13 protein-coding genes are annotated in these 12687 nt (G+C 68.3%); 7 read left to right on the top strand and 6 right to left on the bottom strand.

Annotation, left to right across the window (positions count from 1 at the left end; genetic code table 11):
• The first annotated feature begins 112 nt into the window (after positions 1-112).
• From AC3WQR_RS07180 to AC3WQR_RS07170, 3 genes are read left to right on the top strand one after another with little or no spacing between them, the layout of a single operon-like run.
• Positions 113-823, top strand: a complete 711-nt coding sequence (locus tag AC3WQR_RS07180) for a phosphatase PAP2 family protein (RefSeq protein WP_492741575.1) — start codon at positions 113-115, stop codon at positions 821-823.
• Positions 810-1385 carry a phosphatase PAP2 family protein gene (locus AC3WQR_RS07175; protein WP_070059370.1) on the top strand — a complete coding sequence of 192 codons (576 nt, stop codon included), beginning with the start codon at positions 810-812 and terminating at the stop codon, positions 1383-1385. Before AC3WQR_RS07180 ends, AC3WQR_RS07175 begins: the two co-directional genes overlap by 14 nt.
• Positions 1386-1442: 57 nt before the next feature.
• Entirely contained in the window at positions 1443-3206 is a 1764-nt protein-coding gene (locus tag AC3WQR_RS07170; RefSeq protein WP_492741574.1) for a phosphoethanolamine transferase, read from the top strand.
• A 22-nt stretch (positions 3207-3228) separates the two neighbouring features.
• Here AC3WQR_RS07170 and AC3WQR_RS07165 read toward each other — a convergent pair whose 3' ends face one another.
• The 4 genes from AC3WQR_RS07165 to eat are packed head-to-tail and all read right to left on the bottom strand — an operon-like array spanning position 3229 to position 7428.
• Complete coding sequence (locus tag AC3WQR_RS07165; RefSeq protein ID WP_062474448.1) at positions 3229-3810, bottom strand: peroxidase-related enzyme; 582 nt, start codon at positions 3808-3810, stop codon at positions 3229-3231.
• Positions 3807-4622, bottom strand: a complete 816-nt coding sequence (gene eutC, locus AC3WQR_RS07160; RefSeq protein ID WP_492741573.1) for an ethanolamine ammonia-lyase subunit EutC — start codon at positions 4620-4622, stop codon at positions 3807-3809. Before eutC ends, AC3WQR_RS07165 begins: the two co-directional genes overlap by 4 nt.
• Complete coding sequence (locus tag AC3WQR_RS07155) at positions 4619-6013, bottom strand: ethanolamine ammonia-lyase subunit EutB (protein WP_492741572.1); 1395 nt, start codon at positions 6011-6013, stop codon at positions 4619-4621. Before AC3WQR_RS07155 ends, eutC begins: the two co-directional genes overlap by 4 nt.
• An 8-nt stretch (positions 6014-6021) precedes the next feature.
• On the bottom strand, positions 6022-7428 hold the full coding sequence (eat, locus tag AC3WQR_RS07150) for an ethanolamine permease (RefSeq protein WP_492741570.1): 1407 nt from the start codon (positions 7426-7428) through the stop codon (positions 6022-6024).
• 136 nt (positions 7429-7564) lie between these two features.
• On the opposite strand from eat, the gene AC3WQR_RS07145 reads away from it, so the two are divergent.
• The 3 genes from AC3WQR_RS07145 to AC3WQR_RS07135 all read left to right on the top strand — a co-directional run bounded on the left by AC3WQR_RS07145 (position 7565) and on the right by AC3WQR_RS07135 (position 9008).
• Positions 7565-7978: an FKBP-type peptidyl-prolyl cis-trans isomerase gene (locus AC3WQR_RS07145; protein ID WP_070059363.1), complete on the top strand. Its 414-nt coding sequence runs from the start codon at positions 7565-7567 to the stop codon at positions 7976-7978.
• Positions 7979-8148: 170 nt separating this feature from the next.
• Positions 8149-8379 (top strand): hypothetical protein, encoded by a 231-nt coding sequence (locus tag AC3WQR_RS07140; protein ID WP_492741568.1) that lies wholly within the window; start codon positions 8149-8151, stop codon positions 8377-8379.
• 134 nt (positions 8380-8513) lie between these two features.
• Positions 8514-9008: a pentapeptide repeat-containing protein gene (locus AC3WQR_RS07135; protein WP_492741567.1), complete on the top strand. Its 495-nt coding sequence runs from the start codon at positions 8514-8516 to the stop codon at positions 9006-9008.
• 25 nt (positions 9009-9033) lie between these two features.
• Here AC3WQR_RS07135 and AC3WQR_RS07130 read toward each other — a convergent pair whose 3' ends face one another.
• On the bottom strand, positions 9034-10632 hold the full coding sequence (locus AC3WQR_RS07130) for an OpgD/OpgG family glucan biosynthesis protein (protein ID WP_492741566.1): 1599 nt from the start codon (positions 10630-10632) through the stop codon (positions 9034-9036).
• Between the two features lie 238 nt (positions 10633-10870).
• On the opposite strand from AC3WQR_RS07130, the gene AC3WQR_RS07125 reads away from it, so the two are divergent.
• The gene (locus AC3WQR_RS07125; protein WP_492741564.1) at positions 10871-11623 is read left to right on the top strand and encodes an alpha/beta fold hydrolase; all 753 of its coding nucleotides are present in this window, start codon (positions 10871-10873) and stop codon (positions 11621-11623) included.
• Here AC3WQR_RS07125 and AC3WQR_RS07120 read toward each other — a convergent pair.
• Positions 11616-12659 (bottom strand): RNA methyltransferase, encoded by a 1044-nt coding sequence (locus tag AC3WQR_RS07120; protein ID WP_492741662.1) that lies wholly within the window; start codon positions 12657-12659, stop codon positions 11616-11618. The genes AC3WQR_RS07125 and AC3WQR_RS07120 overlap by 8 nt on opposite strands.
• Positions 12660-12687: the final 28 nt, after the last annotated feature.

Genomic DNA, 12687 nt, shown 5'->3' with positions numbered 1-12687 from the left:
TCTAGCGCCGCCCCTCTGGCGATCGCGTCAGGAATCGTTCAGGTCGCTTCAGACTGGGTTCATCCCGCGTGCGTAGGCTCGCGCCAGTCTGTTCCGAGGCCTGTTTTTCTTCATGACCCGTCGTACCCCGCATCTCCGTCTCGGAGCCCTGACCTTGCTTGCCCTGGCCCTGCTGATGATCTGGGACGCCCTTGGCGGCGACCTGCCGCTGGCCCGCCTGGCCGGCACGCCGATGGGCTTTCCCTGGCGCGAGAACCCCTTCCTGGTGCATGTGATGCACGAGGGCGCGAGAAACCTCAGCTGGCTGCTGGTGATCGGCCTGTTCGCCGCCATCCGCTGGCCCGTGGGCGTGCTGCGGCGCCTGGGCATGGACGCCCGCGTGCAGCTGGCGCTGACGGTGCTGGCTTCGGTGCTGGCCGTGAGCCTGATCAAACACCTGAGCGACACCAGCTGCCCCTGGGACCTGAAGGAGTTCGGCGGCGTGGCGCGCTATGTGTCGCATTGGGCCTGGGGCCAGGACGACGGCGGGCCGGGCGGCTGTTTCCCGGCCGGCCATGCCTCGGCCGCCTTTGCCTACCTCGGCGGGTATTTCGTGCTGCGGCATGTGGCGCCGCGTGGCGCCATCGTGTGGCTGTGCGTGGCGCTGGTCGCCGGCTTCGTGCTCGGCGTGGCGCAGCAGATGCGCGGCGCGCACTACATGAGCCACACGCTGTGGACCGCCTGGGTCTGCTGGACGGTCGGCTTCCTCATCGAGCTGGTGGCGACGCGCCGCCGCACGTCCCCTCCCATCGAGCGCACCGCGCCCCTGCATGCAAGCCCTTGATTTCGCCCTGTTCAGCTGGATCAACGCCTCGGCCTCCGCGCCGGCGTGGAGCCTGCGCTTCGCGATGTTCGCGTCCGACGTGCTGCCGACCCTGCTGGCGCTGTCCATCGCGGCCGCCGCGGCCTTCGATCGCCGCTGGCGCCACGCCTTCTTCACCGCACTGGTCAGCGTGCTCGTCGTGTGGCTGGTGGTGAACGTGTTCCGCTCGGTGCTGCCGTTCCCGCGGCCCGCGTTCTACGGCCTGGGCATCCAGTGGGTGCCGCAGGGTGCGCGCCCGGGCTTCCCCAGCCTGCATGCGGCCGGCACGTTTGCCGCCGCCTTCTCGCTGTGGTGCCTGCCGTGGCGCACGCCGATGCGACTGGCCCTGGTGGCGGCGGTGGTGGTGGCCTGGAGCCGGCTGTACCTGGGCCTGCATTTCCCGACCGACGTGACGGCCGCCGCGATCCTGGCGGCGCTGGTCTCGATCGTGGTGGAGCGCGGCATCAGCCGCCCCGCCGGCCGTGCGGTGTCGCGCAGCCCACGCCTGCGTCTGCTGCGCCGCGCGCGCATCGGCCGAGCCTGAATGCGCTCTGAATGAACTGTTCAGGCTCTCTTCAGGCACGCTGCCTACATTGGCGGCATGTCTGTTTCGCGTCTCGACTCCGCGCTGCTGGCGCGTGCTCCCAGCCGATCTGAATCCCGCCCCGCGCCGCTGTCGGATGCGGGCGCCGCCGGTACTTTCTGGCAACGCATCGACCGCTGGATCTCGCAGCCCCGCTCGACGCGGCAGGTGATCGTCTGGCTCAGCCTGTACCTCGGCCTCACCGCCAACTGGCCGCTGCTGAACGACCTGGCCCGCCTGGGCGGCGCGCCCAGCACCTACATGCCGACCATCGCCGCGCTGGGCATGCTCACCTTCTGCGGCACCGTCGCGATGCTGTCGCTCACGGCCTGGTCGCGCTGGATGAAGCCGTTGTGGCTGCTCGTGGTCGTGATCGCCGCGGTGGCGCAGCATTACATGCTCCAGTACCGCGTGGTGATGGACCCGAGCATGATCGCCAACGCGTTCCAGACCGACCCCAACGAAGCGCGCGACCTGCTGAGCGGGCGCATGGCCTTCAACGTGCTCGTGGTCGTGCTGCCCGCGGCCTGGGCGATCTGGCGCGTGCGCATCGTGCCGATGAGGCTGCTGTCGCACGTCTGGCGCAACGCGCTGCTGCTGGTGCTGGCCGCCGTCGTGGCGGTGGTCACGGCCGTGGCCATGAACCGGCAACTCGCGCCGCTGATGCGCAACAACGTGCACCTGCGCTACATGATGAACCCGATCGCCAGCCTGTACTCGGCTGGCGCCGTGGTGCTCAAGCCGATGTTCAAGCGCAGCAGCAAGCTGATCCCGATCACTGCAGGCACGGCGCTGGGCGCGAGCTATGCGGCGCAGAAGCGGCCGCCGCTGTTCGTCGTGGTGGTGGGCGAGACCGCGCGGTCCGACCACTTCGGCCTGAACGGCTACGCCCGCGACACCACGCCCGAGCTCGCCAAGCGCAATGTGCTGAGCTACCGCGAGGTGCGCTCGTGCGGCACCAACACGCTGGCCTCGGTGCCCTGCATGTTCTCGCCCCTGGGCAAGAGCGGCTACGAGTCGCGCAAGGACGAGTACGAGAACCTCATGGACTTGCTGCAGGCCTCGGGCCTGGCCGTGTTCTGGCTCGATAACCAGGCCGGCTGCAAGGGCGTGTGCGCGCGCATCCCCAACGCCTCGGCCTTCGACGGGCTCGACGCGGCCACCAAGAAGGCCCTGTGCGACGGCGAGGAATGCCTCGACAACGTGATGCTCAAGGGCCTCGATGAACGCATCGCCGCGCTGCCCGCCGAGCGGCGTGCCAAGGGCGTCGTGCTCGTCATGCACCAGATGGGCAGCCACGGCCCGGCCTACTACAAGCGCTCGGCGCCCGAGCTGAAGCGCTTCACGCCCGAGTGCAAGACCAACGCGCTGGCCGAGTGCGCGCATGCCGAGCTGATGAACGTCTACGACAACTCGATTGCGCAGACCGACCACTTCCTCGGCCAGACCATCGACTGGCTCCAGACCCAATCGAAGCAGTACGACACGGCGCTGCTGTACATGAGTGACCACGGCGAGTCGCTGGGCGAGTACGGCCTGTTCCTGCACGGCGTGCCCTACAGTTTCGCGCCCGATGCGCAAAAGCACGTGCCCATGGTCACGTGGTTCGGCGACGGCATGAGCGAGCGCCGCAAGCTCTCGCGTTCGTGCATGGAGGCGGGCCTGGACGCGCCGCTCACGCACGACAACCTCTATCACACGGTGCTGGGCCTCATGGACGTGACCACGCCCACCTACAAGCCCGCGCTCGACGCGCTGGCCTCCTGCCGCGGCAAGGCCTGAGCGCGCCCGCAGCTTCGGCTTCTTACTTCTTTTCGCGCGGCAACCGGCCCATCAGGAAGAACTCCGGGTTCGGCTGCATGCCGCTGAAGCTGGCCAGGCGGTTGCTCAGGCCGAAGAAGGCGGTGATGGCCGCGATGTCCCAGATGTCCTCGTCGTCGAAGCCGTGCGCGTGCAGCGGCCCGAAGTCGCGGTCGTCGATCTCGTGCGAGCGTTCGCAGACCTTCATCGCAAAGTCGAGCATCGCGCGCTGGCGCTGCGTGATGTCGGCCTTGCGGTAGTTCACCGCCACCTGGTCGGCCACCAGCGGTTTCTTCTCGTAGATGCGCAGCAGCGCGCCGTGCGCCACCACGCAGTACAGGCATTGATTGACCGCGCTGGTGGCGGTGACGATCATCTCGCGGTCGCCCTTGGTGAGCGAGCCTTCTTCCTTGAGCATCAGCGCGTCGTGGTACGCGAAGAAGGCCCGCCACTCGGCGGGGCGGCGCGCAAGGCCGAGGAACACGTTGGGTACGAAGCCGGCCTTTTCCTGCACCGCAAGGATCGCGGTGCGGATGTCGTCGGGCAGGTCTTTCAGTTCGGCGAGGGGGTAGCGGGGGGCGTTCATCTGCTTGTCTCCTGGGGATCGGTCCCGGGATCATAGGCAACGGCGTCCGGGCTTGCAGCCAGCACCGCCAGGTCGCTCTCGTCCTTGAGCTCCACCCCGCTCAACCCCCGGCGCAGCGACTCGCGCACCAGCCACGCGAGCTTGAAGGCGGCCTGCGCGTACGACAGCCCCTCGGGCCGCACGTTCGAGATGCAGTTGCGTTCAGCGTCGTGCCGGCCGCGGCGTGGCGAATGGGTCAGGTAGATGCCGAGGCTGTCGGGAGAGCTCAGGCCCGGGCGCTCGCCGATCAGCATGACCGACAGCGCCGCGCCGACCGCTTCACCCAGTTCGTCGGCGAGTGCCACGCGCGCCTGCGTGGCGATGAAGACGGGCGACAGGCGCGTGCCGGGCGGCAATTGCGGACGCAGCGCCGCGAGCAGTGGCACGGCGTGGCGGGCGACGGCGAGTGAGGAGAGGCCGTCGCCGATCACCAGGCAGAGGTCGCAGCCGCCCACGGGTCGATCGTCGCGCAGGTGCGCGGCATCTTCCGCGTCGAGCTGGCGGCCGAGGTCGGGGCGGCGCAGGTAGGTGGTGCGGTCGGGCGCGCGGCTGCGCACGCGATTCACGTCCCACTGGTCCGCGCGCAGTGCGACATCGAGTGCGTCGACATCGAGCGCTGCATGGATCGCGTCGCGCGCCATCGCGTGGGCCCAGCCGAAGCGCAGCGTTTCGTCGGTGGGCATGCCGGCACCGGCGCGGCCGAGTGCGAGCCGCGCGGGCGTGGCGGTGCGCCATTGCGCCCAGGGGTTGGGGGTGACCGGTGACTCGCTCATGGCGCCAGCGCGGACAGCCCGCCCATGTCGCTCAGCAGCCGGTTGGCCGTGGGCGGTGCGAGCCGCCCGGCGGTGTCGGTGATCTGCATGCGCTGCAGCCAGGCCTCGAACTCGGGCGCGCGCTTCAGGCCCAGCGTCTCGCGCAGGAAGAGGGCGTCGTGGAACGAGGTGCTCTGGTAGTTGAGCATCACGTCGTCCGCGCCCGGGATGCCCATGATGAAGTTGATGCCCGCCGTGCCCAGCAGCACGAGCAGCGTGTCCATGTCGTCCTGGTCGGCTTCGGCGTGGTTGGTGTAGCAGATGTCGCAGCCGATCGGCAGGCCCATCAGCTTGCCGCTGAAATGGTCTTCGAGGCCGGCGCGGATGATCTGCTTGCCGTCGTACAGGTACTCGGGGCCGATGAAACCGACCACGGTGTTGATGAGCAGCGGCTGGTAGCGCCGCGCCAGCGCATAGGCGCGCACCTCGCAGGTCTGCTGGTCGACGCCGAAATGGGCGTTGGCCGAGAGCGCGCTGCCCTGGCCGGTCTCGAAGTACATGAGGTTGTTGCCGACGGTGCCGCGCGCGAGCGATTGCGCCGCGGCGTGGGCCTCGTCGAGCAAAGCGGGTGTCACGCCGAACGAGAGGTTCGCTTTCTCGGTGCCGGCGATCGACTGGAACACGAGGTCCACCGGTGCGCCGGCCTCGGCGAGCTTCAGCGTGTTGGTCACGTGCGTGAGCACGCAGCTCTGCGTGGGAATCTCGAAGCGCTGGATCACCTCGTTCAGCATGTGCAGCAGGCGCCCGAGCACCGGCAGGCTGTCGGACACGGGGTTGATGCCGATCACCGCGTCGCCCGCGCCGTAGAGCAGGCCGTCGAGCGTGGACGCGGCCACGCCGCGCAGGTCGTCGGTGGGGTGGTTGGGCTGCAGGCGCACGGCCAGGTGGCCGGGCAGGCCGATGGTGTCGCGAAAGCGCGTGACGACGTGGCACTTCTTCGCGACCGCGACCAGGTCCTGGTTGCGCATGAGCTTGGACACGGCCGCGACCATCTCGGGCGTGAGGCCCGGTGCCAGTGCGGCGAGTGCCTCTGTGGTGGCCTGTTCCGACAGCAGCCAGTTGCGGAAGTCTCCGACCGTGAGGTGCGCGACCGGCGCGAAGGCCTGCACGTCGTGCGTGTCGATGATGAGCCGTGTGATGTTGTCCTGCTCGTAGGGAATCAGCGCCTCGGTGAGGAACTGCTTGAGCGGCGTGTCGGCCAGCACGTGGCGCGCCGCCATGCGCTGCTGCGCGGTCGCCGCGCCGAGGCCCGCGAGGTAGTCGCCCGAGCGCGCGGGGCTGGCGCAGGCGAGCACCTGCCGCAGATCGTCGAAGGCGAAGCCCTGGCCGGCAATGGTGGTGCGGTAGCGCATCTTTTTTATCACGGCGTGGAAGACAGCATCGCGTCCGGCGCGGCGGCATCGCGCTGCGCCGAGGTGAGCAGGAAGTAGCCGTAGGCGGCCGCCATCAGCACCAGGAACAGCACCGTGAGCATCGGGTTGAACCAGACCATCGCGCCCAGGCACACCAGGCCCAGGCCGAGTGCGACGGCCGGGAACACGGGGTAGAAGGGCGCGCGGTAGGTGCGCAGCAGGTCGGGCTCGGTGCGCCGCAGCTTGAACAGCGCGGCCATCGAGATCAGGTACATCACGATCGCGCCCAACACGGCCATGGTGACGATGTTGGCCGTGAGCGTCTGTCCGCCGAACTGCACCCACTCGTCGCTGAAGATGGCGGCGATGCCGATCACGCCCCCGGCCAGCAATGCGCGGTGCGGCGTGTCGAAGCGCGGGCTCAGGCCGGCGAAGTAGCTCGGCAGGTAGCCGGCGCGGGCAAGCGCGAAGATCTGGCGCGAGTAGCCCATGAGGATGCCGTGGAACGAGGCAATGAGTCCGAACAGGCCGATCCACACCAGCATGTGCAGCCAGCCGCTGTTGGCGCCCACCACCGCTTTCATGGCCTGCGGCAGCGGGTCGTTGATGTTCGCGAGCTGGCGCCAGTCGCCCACGCCGCCCGCGAAGATCATCACGCCGAAGGCCAGCAGCACCAGCGTGACGATGCCGGTGGTGTAGGCCAGCGGAATCGTGCGGTGCGGATCGCGCGCCTCTTCGGCCGCCATGGCCGCGCCCTCGATGGCCAGGAAGAACCAGATCGCGAACGGGATCGAGGCGAAGATGCCCGACACCGCCGCGCCGTTCAGCACGTTGCCGCCGGCCCATCCGTGGGCCACGAAGTTCGCCATCGACCAGCCCGGTGCGACCACGCCCATGAACACCAGCAGTTCGAAGATCGCGAGCACGGTGACGAACAGCTCGAACGCCGCCGCGATGCCGATGCCGATCCAGTTCAGCCCGATGAAGACCACGTAGGCCCCGACCGCGAACCACTTCGGATTGATGCCCGGGAACTGCACGTTGAGGTAGGCGCCGATCGCCAGCGCGATGGCCGGCGGCGCGAAGACGAATTCGATCAGCGTCGCGAAGCCCGCCACGAAACCGCCGCGCGGCCCGAAGGCGCGCCGCGCATAGGCGAAGGGGCCGCCCGCGTGCGGGATGGCGGTCGAGAGCTCGGTGAAGCTGAAAATGAAGGTCGTGTACATCGTCGCCACCAGCACCGTGGCGACCAGGAAGCCGAGGGTGCCGGCCGTGTTCCAGCCGTAGCTCCAACCAAAGTACTCACCTGAGATGACGAGGCCGACCGCGATGCCCCACAACTGGACGGGACCGAGGACTTTCTTGAGATGACCGGTGCCGGCGACCGGGGCCGGCGGAGCGTCGTTGGCGCGCATGGGGGCTTCCTCTCTGGGCGGATGGTGACAGTGCACCCCTCCCAAAGCAAGGGCCGTTCCATCGGATACATCGGCGTACATGCGGCTTCACGGGGGCTGTCCATAATCGGCAGCTTTTCAACCACCGAGGTGTTTCGTGAAGTCATTTTTCTGTGCCGCGCTCGTGTCCGTCTTTGCCATTCCCGCAGCCTTTGCGCAGTCCGCGGCGGTCACCACGCCCAGCGGCCTGATCTACCAGTCGCTCAAGGAAGGCACCGGCGCATCGCCCGCCGCCACCGACGTGGTCAAGGTGCACTACCGCGGCACCTTCCCTGATAGCGGCAAGGAGTTCGACAGCTCGTACAAGCGCGGCGAACCCACCGAGTTCCCGCTCAACGGCGTGATCCCGTGCTGGACCGAAGGCGTGCAGAAGATGAAGCCGGGCGGCAAGGCCAAGCTGACCTGCCCCGCGTCGATTGCTTACGGTGCGCGCGGTGCGGGCAACGGCCTGATTCCGCCGAATGCGACGCTGAATTTCGAAGTCGAGCTGGTGTCGGTCACGAAGCGATAGCGGCCGGGGCCGGTCAGGACCGGTCTGGGCAATGAGCGGTGCGTGCAGTCCGTCACGCTGCTCGCTTCGCAATAGTTGCCCGATTCTTTCCTCTCGTTTTTGTGCGCATGGGCCTCCCACAATCCGCGGCCTGACTCCTGATCCACAGGAGCGGCTTCAGGGAGGAACACATGTCCGCACTCCGTGCTGCGCCAACGCGCACGCTCGACATCAACAGCACCGCCATTCCGGTGTTTCTGGGGCGTCCGGCGCTCGAGCCGGTTCGTTTGTATGGGCGCGAAGGCGTCAACCGCCTGTTCGAGTACGAGCTGCTGCTCATGAGCCCCGACGCACTCAACCCGGGCGCGAGCGAGGCTGCCGATCTCGGCCGCGATGCGCAGGGAGTTGCCCAACATGGCTAAGCAGGAAAAGAAAAAGCCAGGATCGGTGGCTGGAACCATCCTGTGGGTGGTTCTTGCGCTCCTCGTCGTGCTTTGCGGGCTCTATTGGGCGTTCGTGTGTTTCGTCATGTGCGGTCGGATAGGTTGAGAGCACCATGAGCGCCAAACAAATCATCGAGGACCACGACAAGTGGCGAAAAGGCGCAGGCGGTGCGCCGGCGGGTCTTTCCGGCCAGAGCGATGGCAAGGCCTACGCCGGCCTGGACCTCAACCTGATCACCTTCTCGTCCAGCGCCTTCAGTGGCAGCAGCTTCACATCGATCACTTTTCAAGATGCCGTCTGGACCGCATGCCAGTTCAGCGGTTGCTCCTTCAGCCAATGCGACATGGCACGGCTCGCGATCAGCGGATGCACCTTCGTCGACTGCACTTTCAGCGCCTCAAAGTTGAAAGCCAGCACGCTCAGCGACTGCACCTTCACCCGGTGCAACTGGACCGCACTCAATTTCGATGCGAGCCAGTGGTTGCGTTTGAAGTTGCTCGAATGCCGAGGCACGCAGGTGAGTGCGACCAACCTGCAGGGCGAGCAGGTTGACTTCACAGGCAGTCAGTTTGAAGACATGGAACTGACCAACGCACGAATCAACTGAGGCTGCAAGATGCAGCCGCTCTCGCTCACCCCGGCTGGTACTGGTACAGCCAGGTCTCCGTCAACGTCTGGTCCCCGTTTTTCAGATACAGCCGCATGTCTACTGGCTCCGTGCCCTCGGGCGTGAAGTCGAACTGCGCGCGCCAGTGGCCCGGTACTCCATTCGGCACGGCTTCGGCGAAGACGTAGGAGAACTTGCCGCGCGGCGCGGTGAGCACCAGTTCGGGCTTGACGCCGAAGGGCACCGTGGTGAGCGGTTGCCCGATGAACTCCACCATGAACTTGCGCACGCCCTGCGGGCGCGGCTGGCCCGGTTGGCCGCCGCGGCCGATGCGGGTGGCGACGCAGCGCGCGAGCGGTGACGGAAAGGGCTCCTGGTCGGTCCAGTGCAGCCGGTATTGCAGGCTGTAGCTCGCGCCGGCTTTTGCATCGGCCTTGGGCACCCAGAAGGCGACGGTGTTGTCGTGGATCTCGTCGTCGGTCGGGATCTCGATGAGCTGGACCGAGCCTTCGCCCCAGTCGCCCAGCGGTTCGATCCACAGGCTGGGGCGCTTCTCGTAGTTGACGCCGTCCTGGTAGTGGTCGAAGTTGCGGTCGCGCTGCAGCAGGCCGAAGCCGCGCGGCCGGGTGTCGGCGAAGGCGGAGGCGCGGGTCTGCGTGGGGTTGTTGAGCGGTCGCCAGATGCGCTCGCCCGCGCCGTTCCAGATCGCGAGGCCGTCGGAGTCGTGCACCTCGGGGCGCCAGTCGATGGCGGTGGGCTTGATGGTTTCCGAGTACCAGTACATCGACGTGAGCGGCACCAGGCCCAGGCGCGACACGTCGCGGCGCAGAAACACGCGCGCGTCGATGTCCATGATCACGGCCTTGCCGCGCTGCATGACGAACTTGAACACGCCCGTGACGCTCGGCCCCTCGAGCAGCGCGTAGACGGTCATCGAGGTGGTGTTGCCCGCAGCGGGTGTCTCGAAATAGAAGCGCGTGAAGTTCGGAAACTCCTCGGGCTTGTCGGGCACCGCGACGTCGAGCGCGATGCCGCGCGCCGACAGGCCGTATTGGTAGAGCTCGCCGATGGCGCGGAAGTACGAGGCGCCAAGAAAGGCGACCCAGTCGTTCTTCTGCCAGTCGAGCTTGCTTTGATCGCCCAAGCGGCTTTCCTGCAGGCGGAAGCCTGCGAACCCGGCGCCCTCGGGCAGCGCGCGCGCGGGGCTGTCGGGGGGCATCGAGAAGTACGTGGGGCTGTAGAGCACCTCGCGCGCAAAGCTGTCGCCGCCGGCGGTCTCCAGCACGTGCATGCGCACCGGGGTCTGGAAGAAGCGGCCGAGGTGGAAGAACGTGACGGGAAACGCGCCGGGCCCGTCGCGGAAGAGGGCGTTGGCGGGGTCGAAGCGGATCTTGCCGTGCGCGTCGTAGTCGATGCGCTCCAGCACCTGCGGCGCCAGCGGCGCGGCGGCGGTGTAGGGGCGGGTCGCGAGGCGCTTGGCCTGTGCGACGAGCGCATCGAAGGAGAAGGGCGCCGGCTGGCTCAGTTGCAGGCCGTTGGCGGCCAGCGCCTCTTCGGGCAGTCCCAGGGCGGCGAGTGCGGCGGCGGCACTGCCGGCGGCGAGGAAGGATCGGCGATCAAGCATGGGTTCTTGAGGGGCGGCGAAAGCCTTTGGAGGAAAAGGGAAAAGAGAAGCGTCGGGGAGACGGGGAAAAACAACGCCAAGCATGCCCCGGACCACAGGGTACGGCGCGTCAGCCATTCCGCGCAAACGGGGCCGGACAAGGCCCCGCGCTGTCTTGCGGCAGCGGGTGCCGATCGGGCCCTTTCCGGGGCGTCGCCGGGTATTCTCGCGCCATCGAAAGTGCCAGGAGACAACGGACATGTACACGGAACAAGGCGGCGAAGGCCCGGACCTGCTGGTGCTGCTGCACGGCATGGGCGCGACAGGCGCGGTGTGGTCGCCGCTGTGCGCGCAGGCCGATGCGCGATGGCGCGGCCGTTGGCTTGCGCTCGACCTGCCCGGGCACGGCGCGTCGGACCGGCAGGCTTCCTATGTCATCGGCCAGCACGCCGCCTCCGTGGCGCGTGCAGTGCTGCCGCATCTGCAGCCCGAAGGCCGGCTCGTGGTGCTCGGCCATTCGCTGGGCGGGGTGATCGGCCTGGCTCTCGCGACGGGATGGTTCGGCGTCGCGCCGCACGCGGTGTTCGCAGCGGGCATCAAGGTCGCATGGAGCGATGAAGAGGTCCGCCGCATGGAGACCCTGGCGACGCAGCCCGCCAAGCGTTTCGCGACGGAAGAAGAGGCGCAAGACCGCTACCTGAAGGTCTCCGGCCTGGCCGCGATCGCCGACGCGACGGCGCCTGTCGTGGCGCGCGGCGTGACGCAAGAGGACGAGGGTTGGCGCCTCGCGATGGACCCGCGCGCCAATGCCGTGGGCAAGCCGCCGCTGTCCGAACTCGTCGGCCTGGCGCGCTGCCCGGTTCATCTCGGTCAGGGCCGCCACGATGCGCTGGTAACGATGGAACAGACCCGCTCCCTCGACCCCGACGCCCGCGACCTGGGTCCGCACGGCCACAACGTGATGGTCGAGGCACCTGGCGCGGTGTGGGACTGGGTGGCCTCGCTCAGCTGAGCCGGTCGTCGGCGCGGCGGATCGGCACCGTCACCCGCACCTCGGCCGCGCGTGCCCGCAGCTGGCCGCAGCCGCCGTCGACGTCCTGGCCGGCCGAGTAGCGCAGCTTCGTGAGGATGCCGCGTTCGTGCAGTGTGCGGGCCATCTGCTCGCAGCGCGCGCGCGACGGGCGGCCGAAGGCCACGCCGTCCACCGTGTTGAACGGGATCATGTTCAGCACGCCGTACTTGCCCGAGAGCAGCCGCACGATGCCCTCGACTTCCTCGGGCCCGTCGTTCACGCCTTCGAGCAGCGTCCACTGGTACTGGATGGGGTAGCCGGTGGCGCGGGCATAGCGCTCGCCCGCGTCGATGAGGGCTTCGGGTGTCAGGTTCGGCGCGCGCGGAAGGAGCTTCTTTCGCAGCTCGGCATTGGTCGTGTGCAGCGAGAGCGCCAGCGCGGGCCGCACGCGCGCCTGCAGCAGTCGCTCGAACACGCGCGGATCGCCCACGGTGGAGAACACCAGGTTCTTGTGGCCGATGTTGCCGACCGTGCCGAGCAGCTCGATCGCCTCGATCACGTTGTCGAGGTTGTGCGCCGGTTCGCCCATGCCCATGAACACCACCTTGCGCACCGGCCGGCGCAGGCGGGCGAGGGCGACCTGCGCAACGATCTCGGCGCTCTCGACCTGGCGCAGCAGGCCGTCGCGGCCCGTCATGCAGAACTGGCACCCGACGGCGCAGCCGACCTGCGACGACACGCACAGGCCGTCGCGCGGCAGCAGCACGCTCTCGACGGTCTGGCCATCGGCCAGCGCGACGAGCAGCCGCTCGGAGCCGTCGGCACCGGGATGAACCGCGTGGATGCGCGCCAGGCCCGCAAGCTCGGCCTCGATGGCCGGCAAGGCCTCCATCAGCGACGACGGGAAGAAGGTGGCCGGCAGGCGCCTGCCGCTGTTGCGCGGCAGCCCATGCGACCACAGCCGCAGAATGCGCTGCTCGTGGCTGGGGCCGGCCCCGGCCTCGCGGAGTCGTCGTTTCAGTTCGTGGATTCGCATGCGCGGCGTGGGGCAGAGGGGGCTCGGG

Source organism: Variovorax sp. FW305-3-2-15-B-LB1 (genome assembly GCF_058787635.1).
Note: the sequence above shows the minus strand (reverse complement) of the source record. Positions and strands in the feature narration are given on the sequence as shown.